The organism is Halorubrum sp. Atlit-26R, from assembly GCF_003666015.1.
Taxonomy (GTDB): Archaea; Halobacteriota; Halobacteria; order Halobacteriales; family Haloferacaceae; genus Halorubrum.
This window is the reverse complement of record NZ_QPLT01000003.1, coordinates 18,224-34,045: the sequence shown is the minus strand read 5'-3', so window position 1 is coordinate 34,045 and position 15,822 is coordinate 18,224. Positions and strand designations below refer to the sequence as shown.

The window sequence follows — 15,822 nt, the reverse complement described above, 5'->3', positions numbered from 1 at the left end:
CCGACCGAACTCTCAGTTCGTGTCTCTCCCCGACTCGCTCCGCACGGTCGTCGCCGTCGCCGTGTACTGGACGGCGATCGCGCTCGGCGGGAGCGTGCTCCTCCCCGATCCGACGAGCCCGCTCGTCGTCGTCCCGGTCCTCGGCGGCGGCGCGGTGGTCGCGCACGCGGCCGGGACCGACCGGCTCGTCCCGCTCGGCTACGCGGTGGGAACGATGTGGGTCGCGGTGCTCGCGCTGTCGGTCGGCACCGGCGTCGTCGACGTCGCCGCCGCGCCCGACGAGCGGATCGCGCCCCTCGCCGACTACCCGGGGATCGCGGCGATCGGCACGGTCGGGCTGTTCGGCGTCCTCGTCGTCGCGTACGCGGCGTTCGTCCGGCGAGACGCCGAGCGCGACGCGTCCGAGTGATCTCGGAGGGAATGACCGCTGCCCGCCTCAGAACTCGTCCTCGAAGACGAACGTCCCGTTCCGCTGGACGACCTCGCCGTCGACCTCGATGACGGAGTCCTCGCTCATGTCGACGATCATGTCGACGTGCTCGGCGGACTCGTTGACCTCGTTGTCTCCCCCCACCGTCTCGGGGTACGCGGAGCCGACCGCCATGTGGACGGTGTCGCCCATCTTCTCGTCGAACAGCATGTTGTAGGTGAACCGGTCGATCTGGCGGTTCATCCCGATGCCCAGCTCGCCGAGGCGCCGGGAGCCCTCGTCGGTGTCGAGGATGCCGGAGAGCAGGTCCTCGTTGCGCTCGGCGGAGTGGGAGACGACCTCGCCGTCCTCGAAGCGGAGGCGGACCCCGTCGATCTCGCGGCCGTAGCGGTACAGCGGGAGGTCGAAGTGGACCTCGCCGTCGACGCCGTCTCGGGTGGGCGCCGTGAACACCTCGCCGCCGGGGAGGTTCGCCTCGCCGTAGTCGTTGAGCGTCGAGTTGCCCGACACGTCGAGCGTGAGGTCGGTCTCGTCGCCGGATTTGATGCGGACCTCGTCCGCCTCGTCTAAGATCTCGACCATGTTCGACTGGAACTCGCGCTGTTCGTCCCAGTCCAGCGAGACGGCGTCCCACACGAAGTTCTCGTACGCCTCGGTGCTCATCCCGGCGAGCTGGGCGTGGCTCGCGGTCGGGTACTGGGTGAGACACCACGTCTTCGAGAGCCGCGTGCGCTTGACCTCCTCCATCGCGCGGTTGTAGGCGGCGTTGGTTTCGGGGTCGACGTCGGCGTCCTCGGTGGCGTTCGCGCCGCCGCGCACGATGACGAAGACGTCCGCCTCCTCGTAGAGCGCGCGTCGGTGGCTCGGCTCGGAGAAGTCGTCCGACGAGCGCTTGAACGCGCGCTGGGCGCGCTTCGAGTAGTTGAGGTAGACGGGGTTCGCCCCGCGGTCGCCGCAGACCTCGTGGAGCGCGACGGCGAGGTCCTCGGCCTCCTTGGGCATCTGGATGACCACGTCGTCGCCCGACTCGATGCCGGTGGCGTGGTCGGCGATGATCTCCGCGTGTTCGCGTACGCGTGCGTCCATGAGAGTCGGTTTCGGGGCCGGGGAATTACCGCTTTTCCTTCCGGCGGGCCGGGTGGGGGAGCCCGCGGCGAAAGAGGCTGACACGAGATTCGGCCGCTACTGCGGTGGCGCGTGCCTCCGAGCGCCCATCGGGCGCGAGGAGCACGCGCGAGGGAGTCGACCGGCCGGAGCGAAGCGGAGGCCGGTCGACGAGGCTGGGGAGGCGTGAGGCTGCGGTCCCGCGAGCGACCGTAGGGAGCGAGCGGGAGCACGGAAGTCGCAGCCCGCGCAGCGAACGTAGTGAGCGAGCAGGACCGTCTTCCGGTGGTGCTGTGCGGTGCGGGGTGGGACTCAAAGGGGCAGCCGGGAGGCGGGCGCAGGCGACGCAAGCACCGCAGGAGCGAGTGAAACGAGCGACGAGGAGCACAGCGAGCGAGCGCCCGCCTCCCGGCTGGGGCTTTGGAGGTGTTCGCCGCCAATCAATCGGAGTCAATTTATAAGCGAGCGGCTGGGGCTTTGGCGGTGCCCGTCGTCGATCTATTGGTAGTTATTTATAAACAGAAGGCCGGAGATCTGGCTGTCCCCGACGTCGGTCCGCCGGCAACGATTTACAACCCGTACTGTTCGCGCGTCACGTCGTCGAGCCCGGTCTCCGCCAGCACGTCAGACGGGACCAGCATGTCCAACTGGACGACGCCCGGGAGGCGCCCGATCTGGACGCCGCCGGTGAACGTACACCGGCCGCGGACCTCGCCCTCGCTCATGCCGAGCAGGGTGCCGGCGCGGTCGAAGGCGTTCTGGGTCGCGTCGTTGACCGTCGCGCCGGAGCCGATCACCTGGATCGGGGCGGCGTCGGTGTCGACGTCGACGCCGTGCTCCTCCCCGAGCCCCTCGCCCGCCGCGACCTCGTCGTCGCTGTAGGGCGCGCTGATAAAGGGGAGGTCCTCCTCGTTCGGGAGGAGGACGGGCCCGTCGAGGTCGACGTCCTCGATCACCTCCACGTCCATCGTGACCGTGCCGCTCACGTCGGTGGTGTGCAAGGAGAGCTCGCCGTCGCCCTGGTTCGCGTGGAGGTCGCCGACGTAGATCCCGCCGCCGTCGACGACGACCGGGCAGATCAGCGTCGCGCCCGCGCGGACCTCGGGCACGTCCATGTGGCCGTCGGTGCGCAGGTCGAGGTCCTCCTCCGTCTCGACGCCGTAGTCGTGGTCGGCGCCGATGAGGTTCTGTCCGAAGTCGCCCGCGTTGTGCGAGTCGGGCATGGTGACCGGCGGCGTGGTGCCGATGTTCCCGATGAAGGGTCGGAGGCGACCGAGCGTGCCGGGCATCCCGTCGGGCTCGTACAGCAGGATCGGGTGTTGCCGGGCGTTCTCGGGGATGTCCATCACCTCGTCGGCGTCGAGCGCGAGCTCGTGGGCGCCGTCCTTATCGAGCGTGATCCCGACCGCGTTCTCGTGGTCGAACGCGACGGTGTAGCCGTACTCGAAGCCGAACGAGGAGGCGTTGGCGCCGCACTCGGCGCAGCGGATCGCGTCCTCGCCGGTGCCCTCGACGACCGAGTCCGGCCACGCCGTGCCGCACTCCGGACAGCGGTGGTCGACGAAGGGGTCGTCGCCGAACGCGCCCTCGCGCTCCGCCATCGACCCGGTGCTGGTCGCCATGCTCGTCACCTCCACGTCGCGGATGTGGATCGCGACGGCGTCGCCGACCTCCGCGCCCTCGACGCGGATCGGCCGCGTCACCTCGTGGCCGCCGCGGAACGAGGGGGTCACCATCGGCCCCCAACAGCCCGGCGGCGTGTACGTCTTCACCGTCCCGCCGTCCGCGACCGTGCCGGCCCACTCCTGGTCGGGTCCGACGAGGCCGAGCGTGTACTGGTCGACGTAGAGCTCCTCCTGAACGCCTTGCTGTGACATACCGTATCAGGCTACGGCGCTGACCGAAATAACCCTACTGCTCGCGGAGGGGGGCCGGGGGAAGTTGCCGCCGTTGCGGCCGCGAGACCGAGTCGGTCCGGCGCCCCGCGCGACCCGGCGGCCCGCGCCGCTTACCACGCGACCCGTCGGCCGAGCACGAAGACGACGAGCGCGACGAGGAGCGCGCCGAGGAACGCCTCGAGGCCGGCGAGCGCGCGGGCGGTCGACCCGACCGGCTGGATGTCCCCGTAGCCGAGCGTGGTGAACGTCACCATGCTGAAGTACATGTTCTTCCCGAGGACGACCGCGCCCTCCGGCGAGAAGAGGTTCGTGAGTCCGTCGATCCCCTGGGTCGTGAGCCCGCTGCTGCCGGTCGTACCCCGCGTCGTCGTGGTGTACAACACGCCCCAGATGAACACCGTCACCGCGGAGACGTACACGACCCGCCAGAGCCGCTCTCCGTACCCGCACGTCTGGTGGAGCACCTTGTTCCCGATCCACTTGCCGAGCGCCTTCGTGCGGTTGACCGGCGACACCGCCTCCTCGCGGGTGAAGGCGGCGCGCCAGTTCTTCCGCCGGCGGTACACCATCTCCTTGATGAAGAACTCGGCCGCCGCCTTGCGGTCGCCGAAGTCGCTCGCGCAGTTCTTCGCCTTCAGGTACGTGTTCTCCAGCCTGGCGGGCGTGAACTCCCTTTCGATCTCCGTCCGGTCGGCCGCCTCCGTGGCGGCGAAGGTGTGGATCTCCCAGTTGTTGCGCGCGAGGTACGTCTTGTGGGCGGTGAAGTCGAAGCCGTGGAAGTCGGTGTTACAGAACCGGAAGTGGTTGAACAGGCCGTGCGTACAGTGCTCGTCGTCGAGCGTGACCTCCCGGACCTCCGCGTGCGTACAGTCGTAGAAGGCGTCGCCCTGCTCCGGTTGGCCGAGCGTCCCGCCGCGGACGACCGCGTCGCTCAGGTCGACGAGGGTCTCGGACTCGGCGGGCCGCGGGCGGAAGGCGACCGAGTGTTCGAACTCCGCCTCGGTGAACGCGGCGTCGCGGGCGAACGTCGTGTGCGTGAAGTTCGCGTAGAGGAACGACGCCTTGTCGAAGTCCGCCTTCCCTCGGAACGTCGCCGCCTCGAAGCTGGCGTCGTCGTTGTGCATGTTCGCGCTCCCCTCGAACTCCGCCGACCGGAACGTCGCGTCGCCGCCGAACTCGGCGTCGGCGAACGTGCTGTCCTTCTCGAAGCGGAGCTCGTCGAAGTGCGCCTCGCCGCCGAAGCGGCAGCTGGAGAAGTCCGACTCCTCGAGGAACCGGGAGCGCGAGAAGACGGCCGAAGCGCCGAACTCAGCGTTCCGGAAGGTGCCGTCGTCCTCGAAGACGGTGCGCTCGAACAGCGCCGTCCCCCCGAACTCCGCGCCGGAGAAGTCCGCGACGCGGAACTCGGCGAGCTTGAAGTCGGCGCTGTCCGCGAACGTCGCGGCCTCGAAGTTGGCGTCGGTGACCGTGTGGGCGCCCCCCTGGAACTCGACGCCGCGGAACGTCGCTCCCTCCTCGAACGCCGACTCGGCGAAGCTCGCGTCGCTCTCGAACCGCGCCTCGTCGGCGGTGACGCCGGACTCGAACGCGATGCCGTCGAACGAGACCGGCTCGGTGAAGCGGGTGAACGACAGGTCGACCGACTCCGCACAGACCGCGTCTTCGAAGCGAGCGCGGCCGAACAGCGACTCCCGGAACGACACCGGTCCCCGAAAGCGCGCGTCGTCGAAGCCGGTCTGGCCGAACTCGATCTCGCGGAAGTCGGCCTCGCCGTCGAAGACGGCGCGCGAGAACGCGGCGTCGTCGTCCTCGTGGTAGTCGCCGACGAACTCGACGCCGAGGAACGAGGCGGCGTCGCGGAACGCCGCGTCCTCGAACGTCGCGTCGTCGTCGAACCGCGCCTCGGCGAACGTCGCCTCGCCGCGGAACGCCGCGTCGCGGAAGTCGCCCTCGCCGGCGAAGTGGGTCGCCTCGAAGTTCGCGGGCCGCTCGAACGCCGCGCCCTCGAAGTTGGCGTACTCGAACTCCGCGCAGTAGAAGTCGGCCTCGTCGGCGAAGGCGGCGTCGGCGAACGTCACGTCGTCGTCGCGGACGTTGTCGCCGCCGTCGAACTCCGCGCCGCGGAAGCTGGCCGCGCCGGCGAACGTCGCCCGCTCGAAGGCGGCGTCGTCGTCGAACCGACACTCGTCGAAACTCGCTCGGTCGTCGAAGGTCGCGTCGGAGAACGCGAGGTCGTCGTCGAAGCGCGACTCGTCGAAGACGGCCGCCCCGCCGAACGCGGCGCCGGAGAAGTCGCTGTAGCCGAACCGGGCGCTGAGGAAGTCGACCTCGCCGCCGAACACCGCGTCCGCGAACGAGAGGTCGTCGTCGTCGACGTTGTCGCCCCCCTCGAACTCCGCGCCGCGGAACGTCGCCTCCCCGTCGACCGCGACGCCCGCGAAGCTCGCGTCGCTTTCGAACCGCGCCTCGTCACAGGAGAGCGACGCCAGCGTCGCGTCCTCGAAGCCGGCCTCCTCGGTGAAACGCGCCTCGTCGAAGACGAGGTCGGCGGCCGCCGTCAGCCGCGCGAAGTCGGCGAAGCCGACGACCGCGCGCCGGAACGTCGCATCCGCCTCGAACGTCGCGTCCGCGAACGAGAGGTCGTCGTCTTCGAGGTTGTCCCGGCCGCGGAACTCCGCGCCCGCGAACGTCGCCGGGGCCTCGAACGTCGCACCCGCGAACGCGGTGTCGCCGTCGAACCGGGCCTCCGCGAAGTCGGCGCGGTCGCCGAACGCCGCCCGCTCGAAGGCGGCGTCCCGGTCGAAGGCTGCGGACGCGAACGTCGCGCCCCGCTCGAACGTCGCGTCCGCGAACTCGGCGTCGCCGCCGAACGTCGCCCGGTCGAACGCCGCGTCGTCGCGGAACTCGCAGCCGACGAAGTCCGCGTACCGGAAGGCGGCCTCCGTGAACGAGACCGGGGCGTCGAAGCGGACGTCCTCGAAGCACGCGTCGTCGTCCAAGAGGTTCGCGTCGCCGCGGAACTCGGCGCCGTCGAACTCCGCCGAATCGCGGAACCGCGCCCCGCGCAGCGTGGTGTCGCCGTTGAACCGCGCCTCCCGGGCGTCGACCGGCCCCTCGAACGTGGCGCCGGCGAGGTCGACGTCGCCCTCGAAGACGGCGCCGGTGAGGGCCGTCTCGCCGCGGACGACGGCGCCGGAGAGATCGACCGGCGCGTCGAACTCCGACTCCGTCCAGTCGATCGCCCCGATCTCCGCGCCCGAGAGGTCGATCCGCCCCTCGAACTCCGACTCGGCGAGGTCGAGGGTGCCGGTCACCGTCGCACCCCTGAGATCGAGGGGATGTTTGTCGGCGGCCTCGACGATCTCGTGGCGGATCGAGAGGTCGTCGAGAGTGGCGCCGAGCAGGCGTTTCGCGTCCTTCCCGCGTTCGCCGGCGACCGTACGGAGGCGCTCGGCGACCGCGTCGGCGTCGACGCCGAGGTCGTCCCGGGCGTCGCCCGACAGGTGGAACACGCAGCGGTCGGCCTCCGGGTGCGCGTCGTGCGGGCAGCGCCACTCCCCGTCTATTTCCGCGGCGGCGTCCGCCGCCGCGCCGGCTTCCTCGGGGTCGAATCGGAACGTACACCGGCTCGTCATCGGTATGTTGACACGTCATCGTGACGACAGTGACTTTAATTTTGGTACTCGGCCGCACGTTTGCCGGCAGGCGCTTCGTGAGGTCCGTTGCGGCGGCGTCCGATCTCGCGGTCGGCGCGGGTTGGGACCCGCCGCGGCGGTGAGCAGCCCTTTTTACTGCGGTCGCGCCAACTACGCCGCGTATGCAGACCCACGTCGTGCCCGTCGGGTTCGACTACGACCGGATGATCGCCCCGCTCATCCGGGACCAGTTCGACGTCGACCGGGTGATCCTGTTGGAGGGAACGGTCGGCAGCGAGGCCAACGTCGAGTACTCGCGAAACATCGCGCGCAAGCTGGAGCAGGACTTCACGAACCTGCTCGGCGCGGAGACGGTCCGCGAGCGGTTGGACGACGTGTACGACTACGACGCCGCCTTCGAGCGCGCCTTCGACCTGATCAACGCGGAGTTGGACCGGGACGACGGAGTCGCCGATACGGACGAGCGCGAGGTGTGGGTGAACCTCTGTTCGATGCCCCGGCCCGTCTCCTTCGCGTTCGCGACCGCGGCCCACTCGATCATGGTGGAGCGGCAGGCGGACCGCGACCGCATCCACACCTACTACACGGCCCCCGAGAAGTACTTGGAGACAGAGCTCGCGGAGGAGCTGCGCGCGACGCGCGACCTCCTGCGCGACCTCGACGAGGGGAGCGACACCGACGCACCGGACGAAGCGGTCACCGACGCCGGCGTCGACCCCGACCGCGTCGCCGACCGGCTGGCGAGCACCACGGACCTGCTCGCGGAGTTCGACGAGCGCGGCACCACCATCGGCGCGAAGAAAATCGGCGACAGCCACGTGATCGAGCTCCCGGTCGCCTCCTTCCAGAACGTCAAGCCGTTCGAGGAGCTCGTCCTCTTCACGCTCGGCGAACACGGCGAGTTCGAGTCCGTCTCGGAGCTGGCCGAGACGCTCGCGGCCGAGCTCAACGAGGAGTACACGGACTCGTTCCGCTCGAAGGTAATCTATAACGTCGACCGGCTCGGGCCCGGCGGCAAGGGGTATATCGAGCGCGAGGAGCACGGGAAGTCCCACCGGACGAGCCTCTCGCGGACCGGCCAGTTGTGGGTCCGCGCGCACGCCGACGAGGACCGAGACTACCGAGATCTGGCGTGAGTCGACTGGGGCGAATCGGTCGTTTACTTATAAGTGGGTACTGGCGGATCGGCTACGGACACCGCCAAATCCCCAGTCGCTCGCTTATAAATAGGCGATGACGGATCGACGGTAAACGCCGCCAAAGCCCCCAGCCGATCGTTTATAAATGGCTGATGGCGACTCACCGGCGGACACCGTCCTCGCGGCTGCCCCTTTGCGTCCCGCCCCGCCCCGCACGGCGACCGCACCTCACGCCTCCCCAGCCTCGCGGCTCCCTCGCTTCGCTTCGGTCGCCGCGTCCAGCGAGGGACCGAAGGTGCCTCTGGCAGCGAGGGACACGGTCCCTCGGGCAACCGGGCTTCGCCCGGTGACAGCCGGCGCTACGCGCCGGCGACAGGGCGAGAGCGAAGCTCTCGCTTGAAACCGGACGTAGTCCGGTGACAGCGAGGCGCGACGCGCCTCTGGCAGTCGGGCGAAGCCCCACGACCTCGCGCGTGCGATTCGCGCCCTCCGGGCGCTCATCGGCACGCGCCACCGCATTTTTAAGTGTAGTTTATAATATCCGCGCCGGCGGTCGGGTTCGTAACCTCTTACCGCGCTCGCCGCCGATCCCGCGTCGATGAACACCATCCACGTCGCCGGCGGCGTCGGGGTCGCCGACACGGCGATGGCCTCCTACGACGCCGCGCTCGCGGACGCGAACCTCCACAACTACAACCTCGTCGCGGTCTCCTCCGTCGTCCCCGCGGCGGCGACCGTCGAGGCGGTGTCGGAGATCCCGGACTTGGGCCCCGCCGGCAACCGGCTCACCGTCGTCGAGGCGCGCCGGACGATCGGGCCGGGCGACGAGGTCGACTTCCGCGAGGGCGGGCGCTCGGGCGCCGAGGGCGCCGAGTCGAAGCGCGCGCCCCGCCGCCACCCCGACGCGGTCGCCGGACTGGGCTGGGCGACCGGCCCGGGTCCGGGCCTCTTCTACGAGGTGACAGGCGAGGACCCCGACGACGTCCGCGAGCGGATCGAGGCGGGGCTCGACGCCGGAAGCGACCTCCGCGACTGGGAGCTCCCGGACCGCGAGACGCGCGTCGAGAGGGTCGCCGCCGAGCCGGACCGGTACGCGACAGCGGTCGTGATCGCCGCGTACGGGGAGTCCGAGCCGATCCTGTAACGGGGCCGGACGGCCCGGCGACGCCCCGGACCCGCAGTCGCCGCCGCCGACGCCTTTTTGACTCGGCTCCGCGTACGAGACGTAGCTTCGAATGAACGGCAACAACCCGTACGCCGGGGCACCGGGTGTGACGGACGCGGGCTCGCCCGCCGCCGTCGACCTCTCTCCGGATCAGGAAAAACAGCTCCGGCGCGCGGTCGCCGGAATCGTATCGCGCACGGAATCGTATCTCCCCGACAGCTACGCCGTCGGCTCCGAGCTCTCCGTCGGCGCCGATGGCCCGCAGGCGACCGTCGCGGTGAACCCCCCGGCCGGCCACCCCGTCTCGGCCGGCTTCACCCCCGACCCGGAGGACTTGGACGCCGGCATCGCCGAGTCCGACACCGACGAGGTCGCCCGCGGCCTCGCCGCCAGCGCGGCGGTCCAGGTGATGGACGCCGTCGGCGACATCACGCCGACCGCGAAGTAGTTACCCCGCTCGTTCCGACCGGTCCGCGCTGTTCTCGCCGCTCTCCCCGCTCTCGTCAGAGCCCCGACGCTCGTCGAGCGGGTACACTCGAAGGTCGCCCTCCCCCGGCGGCTTCAGCGCGCCGGTGACGCGGCCGTACATGCCGAAGATGTCGTCGTATCCGTTCTCGCTCGCGAGGATCGGGACCACGCCCGGCTCGTCGACGCGGTGGGTGTACACGTCGTCCTCGGCGAACACCGCGCCCTCCGGTATCGCCTCGAAGTTCGCGAAGTGGACGTGCGGCTCGCCGCCGCCCTTCGGCACCTCCTCGCTGCCCTTCACAACGGTCGTCTCCGAGAACGTCGGCGGCTCGTCCGCCAGCGCGCCGTGGACCCGAAGGAAGGCGAGACACGCCTCGTAGCCGAACTCGACCGCCTCCTCGCTCCCCTGTCGGCCGACCTCGATCGAGACGGTGTGCGGGATCGTGGAGTCGAGCGTGGTCGACCGCAGCCCGCTCGCGTCGACGACGTGGTCGACGGGGAGCCCGGTGACGGTGCGGCGGACCGACGCCGTGAGGTCGCTGAAGATGGCGAACGGCGGCGGCGCGCTGTGGGAGGTGTGGAGCGCGAGCACGGCGTCGAACCCCTCCAGCGCGGCGGCGAGCCGCGGCGCGAGCGCCCGCTCGTACTCCTCGCTGTCGGCGTCGCCCGGGAACGCCCGGTTCAGGTCCGCGTCGGTGTAGCGCGTCTCGGCCTCGATCGCCGGCTCGTTGGCGAGGATGAGCCGGACGAGCCCCTCGGAGCCCGCTCCGCCGTCGATCCCGCCACCGTCGGACGGGTCGAGCGAGGGGAGTTCCGCCGCGAGCCGTTCCACGATCCGCACGCCGGCGGGCTCGTCGCCGTGGATCCCGCCGACGATCGCGACGCGAGTTGATCCCGCCGACTCGCGGTCGATCGTTTGCATACCGTCAGTACGTCGCCGTCCGCTCATAAATCGTCGCGATCCGCCGGCGAGAGATTTACCGCTCGACCCGCTCCGCGAGCGCGGCCCGATACCGCCGCGCCAGCCGCCGCGCGACGAAGCGATCGCGCGGGTCCACGCCGAGGAGCCGGAGCGAGGCCGCGTACGCCGCGAGCCCCACCGCGCTCCCCGCGAGGACGGCCGGGAGGCCGGTCAGGAGCGCCCGAACGCCGTACATCGCGGCGGCGGCGGCGCCCCCCGCCGCGAGCGGGGTGAGGAAGCTCCGGTCGAACGGCCACAGCCCCTCGAAGCGCCGGAGGAGGACGACCTGGATCCCGTTCTGGACCGCGATCGCGAGCGACGTGCCGAGCGCGGCGCCGACGAGCCCGTACCGGACGACGAACGCGTACGTCAGCCCGACGTTGAGGACCGCGAGCAGCCAGTCGAGCGCCATCCGCGCGTACTGGTGGTCGGTCATCATCAGGAGCCAGCCGGTCGCCCCGACCGCGCTTCCGACGAAGACGCCGCCGAGGTAGACGACGAGGGGGAGGTAGCCGTCGACGTACGCCGCGCCGAACAGTCCCAGTATCTCGCGGCCGTACACCGCCAGCACGGCGAGGATCGGGACGACCGCGGTGACGATCTGTCGCGTGACGGAGCCGTACACCGCGTTGAGCGTGGCCGTCCGGTCGTTCGCGTACAGCTCCGAGGCGACCGGCGGGAGCAGTTGGTTGAAAGAGAGGAGCGGGATCCACGCGACCGCGATCACCACGAGGACGACGTTGTACACGCCGGCCGCGGTCGCCGTCAGCAGCGCGCCGACGAGCAGCACGTCGACGCGGTTCTGGAACACCTTCCCGAGGCTGCTCATCGCGACGGGCGCGGCGTGGTCGTAGAAGCGGCGCGCCTCCGCGCGGGCGCCCCGGAGCGTCGGCCGAACGCCGGTGACGGACGCGGAGAGGGGGACCGCGGCCGCCGCGAGGACCCCGGTCGCGGCGACGATCGCGCCGGCGACGCCGACGACGGAGTAGCCGAGCGCCAGCGCGCCGAGCGCGCCGACGAGCCTGACGCCCGGGCGCAACAGCTTGTTGAACAGGATCTCGCCGCGGGCCGACCCGACCGCGCGGAAGAGCGCGGACGCGACCATCACGACGCCGAGGAGGCCGACGAGTCCGCCGAACGCGCGCATCGTTCCCGCGAACGCCGGCTCCGTGACGGTGCGGGCGTTTATCACCGGCGCCGCGAGCCAGACGCCGGCCGCGATCGCGAGCCCGAACCCGAGCGTCGTCGCGTACGCGAGGCCGGCGACCGCGCCCTGTCGGTCCGGGTCCGCCCCGTACTCCGGGAGGTACCGCTGGATCGCTGGGACGCTGCCGAACGTCACGAGTCTGGACAGCAGCTGGGCGATCCGCCACGCCAGCGCGTACACGCCGTAGGCGGTCGGGCCGAGCCCGCGGGTCAGCGCGAACTCGGTCGCCGCGATCAGCGCGCGCTGGCCGGCGACACCGCCCGAGGTGAGCACCGCGCCGTGCGCGATCGTCTCCAGCGCGTCGCGCTCGTCGTCCGGGATCGCGTCGCCCGCGTCGCCCTCGCCGCCGGGTCGGGCGTCGCCCTCGCCGTCGCAGCGCTCGCCGCCCTCGCGGCTCTCGGCGTCCGAATCGCCCGCCTCCTCGTCGCGTTCGTGCTCCACGGTCGTCTCCGTCGGTCGGTCGGGGTCCCGCGGAAAAAGCGACCCGCTTCGCGGCCGCCCTAAATGAATATAATCATCGTTCACGATGGATTTATCACCCTCATCCCGCCCACTCTCCCCATGGACGGAGGAGGACTCGCCGGCGACGGCGGCCCGGACGAATCGCGCGAAAGCGGCTCCGGCGACCGAGCGCGGCGGGTAGCGTCGGACGGCGGGGTCGCCGCGGAGGGGACGCGGACCGCGCCGGAGGGATCCGCGCGCGGCGGGTCGACGGCGACCGGGGCTTCCGAGCCTGACCCGGAGAGGTCGGCCGTCTCCGCCGCCGCGCTGGGCCACGACCGGCCGGACGTCGAGGCGTACCGGTCGCTCGCGGCCGACCTGCGCGACGCGGTCGCGGGCGGCGTCGAGTTCGACGAGTACGCGCAGGTGCTGTACGCGACGGACGGGAGCGTCTATCAGGCCCGGCCGGCGGGCGTGGTGTACCCTCACGGGGTCGACGACGTGCGGGCGGCGATGCGGGTCGCGGCCGACCACGGGGTTCCCGTGTTGCCGCGCGGCGCGGGGTCGTCGCTCGCGGGACAGACCGTCGGGCCCGGCTGCGTCGTCCTCGACTGCTCGCGCCACATGGACTCGATCCTCTCGGTCGACCCCGACGCGCGCCGCGCGACGGTCCAGCCCGGCGTCGTCCAGGACGACCTCGACGACCGGCTCGCCGAAGACGGCCTGAAGTTCGCGCCCGACCCCGCCTCCTCGGCGCGCGCGACCGTCGGCGGCGGCATCGGTAACAACTCCACCGGCGCCCACTCCGTGCGGTACGGGATCACCGACGCCTACACCGAGGAACTGCGGGTGGTGCTGGCGGACGGCTCGCTCATCCACACCCGCGAGGTCGTCCTCGACTCCCCCGAGTACGAGGCGATCGTCGCGGGCGAGGAGGCCGGCGAGCGCGAGGCCGCGCTGTACGAGACGGTCCGCGCGCTCGTCGAGGAGAACGAAGACGAGATCGAAGAGCGCTACCCGACGCTCAAGCGGTCGGTCTCGGGGTACAACCTCCACAAGGCGATCTACGAGAACGACGACGGCGAGCGGGTCATCAACCTCTCGAAGCTGTTCGTCGGCGCCGAGGGGACCCTCGGCGTCGTCGTCGAGGCCGCCCTCTCGCTCGTCACCCGCCCCGAGGAGACCGCGCTGGCGCTGTACGCCTTCGACTCGCTCGACGCCGCGATGCGGGCGGTCCCCGAGGCGCTGGAGCTCCCGGTGAGCGCGGTCGAACTGATGGACGACGCGGTCGTGGAGCTGGCCGCGGGGTCGCCGGAGTACGCCGAGTACGCGGAGCCGATCCCCGACCGGGCCGCGGCCGCGCTCATGCTGGAGTGGGACTCGGAGTTAGTCGACGAGTTCGAGGCGGCGGTCGCCGACGCGAACGACCAGTTCCTCGGAGACGGCGACCGCGACGCGTTCGACGTCATCGAGGCGTACGACGAGGGGACCCAGGAGGACCTCTGGAACCTCCGGAAGGCGGCGATCCCCCTTCTGATGAGCATGGACGGCGACGCGAAGCCGTACCCGTTCATCGAGGACGCGTCGGTGCCGCCCGGCGAGCTCGCCGACTACGTCGCCGCCTTCGAGGAGGTCCTCGACGACCACGGCACCTCGGCCGCGTACTTCGCGCACGCCGGCGTCGGGACGCTCCACATCCGGCCGATCCTCTCGCTGAAGGAGTCCGAGGGCGTCGAGACGATGCACGACATCGCAGACGACGTCACCGACCTCGTCCTGGAGCACCACGGCGCCTTCTCCGGCGAGCACGGCGACGGGCTCGCGCGCACCGAGTTCAACCCGAAGATGTACGGCGAGGAGCTCTGGACGGCGTTCCAGGAGCTGAAGTCCGCGTTCGACCCCGAGTGGCGCATGAATCCCGGGAAGGTCGTCTACGTCGACGGCGAGACCGCCGCCGAGCGGGGGTACCCAGACAGCGCCGCCGACACGGACATGCGCGAGAACCTCCGGTACGGGCCGACGTACCGGTCGGTCGAGCCGCAGACGGCGCTGGACTTCGCCGACGAGGGCGGATTCTCGGAGCTCGTCGAGCTGTGTAACGGCTGCGGCACCTGCCGCGAGACCGACTCCGGGACGATGTGCCCGACCTACCGCGCCTCCGGCGAGGAGATCCAGACGACCCGCGGGCGGGCGAACATGCTCCGGGCCGCGATTAGCGGCGAGCTCGACGACGAGGAGATCCACTCCGAGCGGTTCCAGGCCGAGGTGCTCGACCTCTGCGTCGGCTGTAAGGGGTGTCAGAGCGACTGTCCGACCGGGGTCGACCTCGCGAAGCTGAAGGCCGAGGTGAAACACGAGCACCACGAGCGGGAGGGGGCGGGGTTACGCGAGCGGCTCTTCCGCGACATCGACCGGCTCTCGGCGCTCGGGAGCAGGCTCGCGCCGCTGTCGAACGCGGCGGCGAAGGTCCCGGGGGCCCGGACGGCGATGGACGCGGTCGCCGGGATCGCGCCGGAGCGCGCGCTGCCGACGTTCCGGTCGACGAGCTTCGAGGAGTGGTTCGCGGCCCGCGGCGGCCCGGCGGTCGACCCGAGCGACGCGGTCGACACGGTCGCGCTGTTCCCCGATACGTACACCGACTACAGCTACCCGGCGGCCGGGAAGGCGGCGGTGCGCGTGCTGGAGGCCGCCGACGTCCGCGTCGAGGTCCCCGACGACCTCGCCCCCTCCGGCCGCGCCGCCTTCTCGACCGGGTTCCTCGACGCGGCCCGGGAGCGCGCGGCCGACAACGTCGCGGCGCTCGCGCCCCGCGTCCGCGACGGGCAGTCGATACTCTTCGTCGAACCCTCGGACGCGGTGATGTTCCAGGACGAGTACGTAGACCTCCTCGACGGCGAGGACGTCGAGGCCGTCTCGGCGGCCGCGGCGGGCGTCTGCGAGTACCTCGACGCCCGTCGGGCCGACGAGCGGCTGTCGTTCGACGCGCCCGCGGAGACGCTCACCTACCACGGGCACTGTAACCAGAAGGCGACTAACAAGGACCACCACGCGGTCGGCGTCCTCCGACGAGCCGGCTACGGCGTCGACCCGCTCGACTCCTCCTGTTGCGGCATGGCGGGCTCGTTCGGCTACGAGAGCGAGCACTACGACCTCTCGAAGGCGATCGGGCGGATCCTCTTCGGGCAGGTCGACGACAGCGACGGCGACGCGGTGACGGCGCCAGGCGCCTCCTGCCGCTCGCAGCTCGGCGACCGCGAGGGGGCCGAGACGCCGCCGCACCCGGTCGAGAAGCTGGCGGCGGCGCTCGACGAGTGAGGGCGGCGGCGAGCGTCTCGGTGCCGCGCCGTCTCGCT

The 15,822-nt window shown here is 71.1% G+C and carries 10 protein-coding genes; 5 read left to right on the top strand and 5 right to left on the bottom strand.

Features of this window, described 5'->3' with window-relative positions; all coding sequences use genetic code 11:
• Window positions 1-19 precede the first annotated feature (19 nt).
• Window positions 20-409, top strand: a complete 390-nt coding sequence (locus DVK07_RS04515) for a hypothetical protein (RefSeq protein WP_121595951.1) — start codon at window positions 20-22, stop codon at window positions 407-409.
• Window positions 410-436: 27 nt separating this feature from the next.
• Here DVK07_RS04515 and DVK07_RS04510 read toward each other — a convergent pair whose 3' ends face one another.
• The 3 genes from DVK07_RS04510 to DVK07_RS04500 all read right to left on the bottom strand — a co-directional run bounded on the left by DVK07_RS04510 (window position 437) and on the right by DVK07_RS04500 (window position 7,067).
• On the bottom strand, window positions 437-1,516 hold the full coding sequence (locus tag DVK07_RS04510) for an aminopeptidase (RefSeq protein WP_121595950.1): 1,080 nt from the start codon (window positions 1,514-1,516) through the stop codon (window positions 437-439).
• A 587-nt stretch (window positions 1,517-2,103) separates the two neighbouring features.
• Entirely contained in the window at window positions 2,104-3,411 is a 1,308-nt protein-coding gene (locus DVK07_RS04505) for an acetamidase/formamidase family protein (RefSeq protein ID WP_121595949.1), read from the bottom strand.
• A 131-nt stretch (window positions 3,412-3,542) separates the two neighbouring features.
• Window positions 3,543-7,067 (bottom strand): pentapeptide repeat-containing protein, encoded by a 3,525-nt coding sequence (locus DVK07_RS04500; protein WP_121595948.1) that lies wholly within the window; start codon window positions 7,065-7,067, stop codon window positions 3,543-3,545.
• 182 nt (window positions 7,068-7,249) lie between these two features.
• Between DVK07_RS04500 and DVK07_RS04495 the strand changes: the two genes are divergently transcribed.
• From DVK07_RS04495 to DVK07_RS04485, 3 genes are all read left to right on the top strand, one after another.
• Window positions 7,250-8,224, top strand: coding sequence for a DUF6293 family protein (locus DVK07_RS04495; RefSeq protein ID WP_121595947.1), 975 nt, complete (start codon window positions 7,250-7,252; stop codon window positions 8,222-8,224).
• Between the two features lie 601 nt (window positions 8,225-8,825).
• Window positions 8,826-9,371: a pyruvoyl-dependent arginine decarboxylase gene (locus tag DVK07_RS04490; protein WP_121595946.1), complete on the top strand. Its 546-nt coding sequence runs from the start codon at window positions 8,826-8,828 to the stop codon at window positions 9,369-9,371.
• A 91-nt stretch (window positions 9,372-9,462) separates the two neighbouring features.
• Complete coding sequence (locus DVK07_RS04485) at window positions 9,463-9,840, top strand: DUF5811 family protein (protein WP_053770950.1); 378 nt, start codon at window positions 9,463-9,465, stop codon at window positions 9,838-9,840.
• Here DVK07_RS04485 and DVK07_RS04480 read toward each other — a convergent pair whose 3' ends face one another.
• On the bottom strand, window positions 9,841-10,782 hold the full coding sequence (locus tag DVK07_RS04480; RefSeq protein ID WP_121595945.1) for a succinylglutamate desuccinylase/aspartoacylase family protein: 942 nt from the start codon (window positions 10,780-10,782) through the stop codon (window positions 9,841-9,843).
• A 55-nt stretch (window positions 10,783-10,837) separates the two neighbouring features.
• Window positions 10,838-12,469: a lipopolysaccharide biosynthesis protein gene (locus tag DVK07_RS04475; RefSeq protein WP_121595944.1), complete on the bottom strand. Its 1,632-nt coding sequence runs from the start codon at window positions 12,467-12,469 to the stop codon at window positions 10,838-10,840.
• Window positions 12,470-12,589: 120 nt separating this feature from the next.
• Here DVK07_RS04475 and DVK07_RS04470 point away from each other — a divergent pair, with 120 nt between their 5' ends.
• Window positions 12,590-15,784, top strand: a complete 3,195-nt coding sequence (locus DVK07_RS04470; RefSeq protein WP_121595943.1) for an FAD-binding and (Fe-S)-binding domain-containing protein — start codon at window positions 12,590-12,592, stop codon at window positions 15,782-15,784.
• The last annotated feature ends 38 nt before the right edge of the window (window positions 15,785-15,822 follow it).

What these genes read in the sequence shown, in the direction of transcription:
- DVK07_RS04510 (WP_121595950.1), bottom strand. Translation starts at nt 1,516, where the DNA reads ATGGACGCACGCGTACGCGAACACGCGGAGATCATCGCCGACCACGCC.
- DVK07_RS04505 (WP_121595949.1), bottom strand. Translation starts at nt 3,411, where the DNA reads ATGTCACAGCAAGGCGTTCAGGAGGAGCTCTACGTCGACCAGTACACG.
- DVK07_RS04500 (WP_121595948.1), bottom strand. Translation starts at nt 7,067, where the DNA reads ATGACGAGCCGGTGTACGTTCCGATTCGACCCCGAGGAAGCCGGCGCG.
- DVK07_RS04495 (WP_121595947.1), top strand. Translation starts at nt 7,250, where the DNA reads ATGCAGACCCACGTCGTGCCCGTCGGGTTCGACTACGACCGGATGATC.
- DVK07_RS04490 (WP_121595946.1), top strand. Translation starts at nt 8,826, where the DNA reads ATGAACACCATCCACGTCGCCGGCGGCGTCGGGGTCGCCGACACGGCG.
- DVK07_RS04485 (WP_053770950.1), top strand. Translation starts at nt 9,463, where the DNA reads ATGAACGGCAACAACCCGTACGCCGGGGCACCGGGTGTGACGGACGCG.
- DVK07_RS04480 (WP_121595945.1), bottom strand. Translation starts at nt 10,782, where the DNA reads ATGCAAACGATCGACCGCGAGTCGGCGGGATCAACTCGCGTCGCGATC.
- DVK07_RS04470 (WP_121595943.1), top strand. Translation starts at nt 12,590, where the DNA reads ATGGACGGAGGAGGACTCGCCGGCGACGGCGGCCCGGACGAATCGCGC.